The sequence below is a fragment of the uncultured Clostridium sp. genome (assembly GCF_934754915.1).
Taxonomy (GTDB): domain Bacteria; phylum Bacillota; class Clostridia; order Clostridiales; family Clostridiaceae; genus Clostridium.
Genome location: NZ_CAKVKB010000228.1, coordinates 1 through 3763, shown reverse-complemented (window position 1 = coordinate 3763; position 3763 = coordinate 1). Strand labels below are relative to the sequence as shown.

Below are 3763 nucleotides of genomic sequence, written 5' to 3'. Positions count from 1 at the left end.
TAACAAGGATTTATCATAAATGTTTTTTATTTTATTCAGTTGTAAAATTATTCAAGCATTTTTGCACTATTATAGTTTAATATTAAAACATGTATAAAAAACACATCTATCATTAATCAAAGTATAAATCTAATTTGATTTTAATAAATGTGTTTTAAATTATATTACAATGCATAATACACAGATTAGCAATGAAATTTTTGCATATACAAGATAAATTTTAATTTTGTAACATAAATAAATATCCTATTATTTCTTATTATATCCAATACTATTAAGAATGATTAAGGCAGTATCCTCAATTGCTCTTTCTGTAACATCTACAATTTTACATCCTACTTTTCTCATTATCTTATCAGCATATTCAAGTTCTTCTAATACTCTTGCATCACCAGCATATTCAATATCTGAAGTCAATCTATGAAACTTATCTAACCTTCTCTTTCTTATTTCTATTAATCTAAGAGGATTTATAGTCAACCCAAATACTTTCTTCCTATCAACTTCAAACAATTCATCTGGAACTCCAACTTCAGGCATTAAAGGTATATTTATTGCCTTAACTCCCTTATTTGCTAAATACATGCATAATGGCGTTTTTGAAGTTCTAGATAAACCAATTAGAACCACATCAGCATTCTTTAACCCTCTATAGTCTTTACTATCATCATATTGCATTGCAAATTCCATGGCTTCTATTCTCTTATAATATTCTTCATCAGTCTGTCTCATTGCTCCTGGATTATATGTTGGCTGTGTATTCAAAATATTTGATGCAATATTTATTATAGGTCCTAATACATTCATAACAGAAATATTTTTTTCCATAGCCTTTTGTGTAAGATATTCTCTAACATTAACAGTTATTATAGTAGACACTATTATAACTCTTTCACATCCTTCTGCACATTTAATAACTTCCTCTACATCTTCTAATGTTTTAATATATGGAATCCTTTTAACCTCCACTTTTTCAACAAACTGACTTGCTGCAGCAACTGCAACTTGATTGGCAGTTTCTCCTATAGAATCAGATACTGCTAAAATTGTCAACATAATACCATACCCTCTTTCTCTACTATCTCTTTTATATTTTTGACTCTTTCACACCCTTTTACTAACATTTTTACATAATTTAATTATATTTTTATCTTACTCCACTTTTTATATTTTTAATAGTAGTGAATTTTTATTTACCATATGTTACACTTTAAAATAGCGGGACTTATTTGGAGGTGAAATTATGAATACTAAAAAAATGCTTACAATAGGAGTTCTTCCAGCTATGTGGTTGATTTATATATTATTTGAATTATTCACTGGCAGAATTACTGATATGCAAACAATAATTTTTAATGTATTTTTGATGCTCATTTTTGCATTAACAGGATATATGATATATTTTTTAAGTCTAAAATATAATGAAGGTCTTAAATCTAGCATAATACTGCTATTATTTATATTTTTCTTTATATTAGATCAAGGTATAAAAATATTAATAAAATTATATTTCTTTGAAATAAATAAACCTATTATAAACAATATGCTTTATTTTCATCCAATAATAAACACTAATGGTTCATGGCTAAATGCCAGATTTGGAACCTCAGTAAGTTTTCCTTTATTAATAACAATCAATATTTTAGCTCTTTTTCTATTTATTGAAATATATAGATACTACCATTCTAAAAGTAAAAAGGATTTCTGGTCTGATATGTGTTTTATATTTGTCTTTTGTGGTGCTTTATGCTCACTTATAGATAAAGTTTTCTATGGAGGCAGCCTGGATTTCATTGGAATAAGTAATTTGTTTATAGCCGACATAAAAGATATCTACATTAACCTTGGTATTTTATTCTTTGTTCTTACACTATTTAATAATGGTTATCTTTCTTCTGACGAGGATACTTCTGTGAAAGAAGATTTTAATAATTTAAAGAAATTTCTTCTTTTTATTAAGAATGATATAAGAAATACCTTTAAATCCAAGAAATAAATTCTATTATGTGTAAATTATAGATTTAACAATACCTAATATGTTACAATTTATAGTAGTATACATAGCTAAATATAAATTTATTTACTTGAATCTGATTGCAAAGAATATTTTCTGAGCAAAAAGAAGACATAATTAAATCTTAAATACACAACCTATATAATTTTTCATAACAATATTGATATATAGGTTTTTTGATAAAAAGATCTTCTATGATTCATAGAAGATCTTTTTTATTTGTTTAAAACACACATATTTATTACCAAAGAACAATTTAATGATGAAATCCTTACAAAATTTCTTTGATCATTATATTTTGTTGTAGAAGTACAACATGAATTAAATAATTTACAAATTAAAATTTTCTTTTACTATTGTGTTTTATTACTTATGAACATATATTTTAAATAAACATATAAGGAGTAATTGTAATTATGTATAACACACCAAAAGCAAATAGACTTCATATTTCAATATTCGGAAAAAGAAATGCAGGCAAATCAAGTCTTATAAATTCATTGACTAATCAATCATTATCTGTAGTTTCAGATATACCTGGTACTACAACAGACCCTGTCTCAAAATCAATGGAACTTTTACCATTAGGTCCTATTGTACTTATAGATACTGCTGGTCTTGATGATAAAGGCTCTCTCGGTAAATTAAGAACAGAAAAAACAAAGGAAGTTATAGAAAAAACAGATTTAGCTGTTCTTGTATTTGATGCATGTAATAGTAATCTTAGTAATGAATTAGAATGGTATAGAAATTTAAAAGAAAAAAACATACCAATAATAGGAGTAATAAATAAAATAGATATATCAAAAGAAAATTGTGAATTGATAAAATCAAATTTTGATATTCCATTTGCAGAAATAAGTGCTAAAGAAAAAATAAATATTTCTGGTTTAAAGAAATTATTAATTGATAATGCTCCAATTGATTTTGAAATGCCTACAATTCTTGGAGATATAATAAAACCCAAAGATAAAATAATCCTTGTTGCCCCTCAGGATATTCAGGCCCCTAAAGGAAGACTTATACTTCCACAGGTTCAAATAATAAGAGATATACTTGATAACGATGCAATGGCATTAACTGTAAAAGACACTGAACTTTTAGATGTTCTTAATTCTTTAAAAAGCGATCCTGATTTAGTAATAACAGATTCGCAAATGTTTAAGAAAGTAAATGAACTAATTCCTAAACATTTAAAATTAACTTCATTCTCCATATTATTCGCCAGATATAAAGGGGATTTAAATTTATTTATTGATGGTGCTAAAACTATAAATTCACTTGAACCTAGTGATAAAGTACTAATTGCTGAATCATGCACTCATCACCCTCTTAAAGGAGATATTGCGAGAGAAAAATTGCCTATGTTATTAGAAAAGCATATTGGTGGTAAACTAGACATAGTTAACATAACAGGAGCCAACTTCCCAGAAGACCTTTCTGAATTCAAATTAATTATTCAATGTGGTTCATGTATGTTTACAAGAAGACAACTGCTTTCTAGATTAGAACATGTTAAAGAACAAAATATACCTATAACTAATTTTGGAGTGGCTCTTGCTGAATTAAATGGAATTCTTGATAGAGCATGTGGATTTCTCTAATTTTCTATATAAAACTTATAAATACCTTACCATATTATTTTAATCATCTCTACTATATTATAATTAAATCTATAATAGTGCAAAAATGCTTGAATAATTTTACAACTGAATAAAATAAAAAACATTTATGATAAATCCTTGTTAT

3 protein-coding genes are annotated in these 3763 nt (G+C 26.0%); 2 read left to right on the top strand and 1 reads right to left on the bottom strand.

The features are described 5' to 3' along the window. Positions 1 to 249: 249 nt before the first annotated feature. Complete coding sequence (locus Q0F58_RS17950) at positions 250 to 1056, bottom strand: pyruvate, water dikinase regulatory protein (protein ID WP_294379224.1); 807 nt, start codon at positions 1054 to 1056, stop codon at positions 250 to 252. Between the two features lie 187 nt (positions 1057 to 1243). On the opposite strand from Q0F58_RS17950, the gene Q0F58_RS17945 reads away from it, so the two are divergent. Together Q0F58_RS17945 and hydF are read left to right on the top strand one after the other, a co-directional pair. Further along, positions 1244 to 1996, top strand: a complete 753-nt coding sequence (locus Q0F58_RS17945; protein ID WP_294379223.1) for a signal peptidase II — start codon at positions 1244 to 1246, stop codon at positions 1994 to 1996. A 434-nt stretch (positions 1997 to 2430) separates the two neighbouring features. Further along, positions 2431 to 3618 carry a [FeFe] hydrogenase H-cluster maturation GTPase HydF gene (hydF, locus tag Q0F58_RS17940; protein WP_294379222.1) on the top strand — a complete coding sequence of 396 codons (1188 nt, stop codon included), beginning with the start codon at positions 2431 to 2433 and terminating at the stop codon, positions 3616 to 3618. The last annotated feature ends 145 nt before the right edge of the window (positions 3619 to 3763 follow it).